This window comes from Quyinboa ferrireducens (assembly GCF_042436675.1).
Taxonomy (GTDB): Bacteria; Bacteroidota; Bacteroidia; order Bacteroidales; family UBA5342; genus JBHJHP01.
This window is the reverse complement of the sequence record NZ_JBHMVA010000106.1, coordinates 1-627: the sequence shown is the minus strand read 5'-3', so window position 1 is coordinate 627 and position 627 is coordinate 1. Positions and strand designations below refer to the sequence as shown.

The window sequence follows — 627 nt, the reverse complement described above, 5'->3', positions numbered from 1 at the left end:
CGCTAACGTTCCCGCGGTATGGTGTCGTGCGGTTGACTGTCCCACGAAGTGGAGACTGTCAAGCCGTAAAGACGGCATACGGGATAAGGTTTTACAAGTTATAAAAAACCGCATGCACTATGACCGCGTGTTAGCTGGCGTATTTATTTTTTTTCAAAATCTTTATTTGAAATTTCAAGATTATATATATTGGTTCCAGTTTCAATTAATCCCAAATGTCCAATGTCACTATTATAACTCCAACTGTCTCGTTTTAAATAATCTAAAAGTAATTTGGAAGAATCTAAAGCAGAAATACTCAATGTATCAAACATTATAAGGAAATCATCTTTTTCATCATGAGGATTTTTACCCCAAACTTCTGTCTCATATATTAGTATTTCAGTATCTGGGAGAACAGTTATTGTTTGTGTTGAGTCATTGAATCCCCGCCCTTTAAAATATACTTTTAATTCTTTATCTGATGCATTATTAAGGTAATATTCATATCCAATTGCAGGGTCACAAGAGGTCAAAATACAGGTCAACAAAAGGAGTGAAAATCCAAATAATTTATATGTTTTAATCTTCTTTGGGTTGAGAATTCTAGTCATTGTATTTTGAGTTTCATCTATATGACAGCTAACG

General features: G+C 34.0%; 1 protein-coding gene. It reads right to left on the bottom strand.

Annotated elements, in window-relative coordinates:
- Nucleotides 1–143: 143 nt before the first annotated feature.
- A partial coding sequence (locus ACE01N_RS20630) for a hypothetical protein (protein WP_380592996.1) occupies nt 144–627 on the bottom strand: 484 nt, incomplete at its 5' end.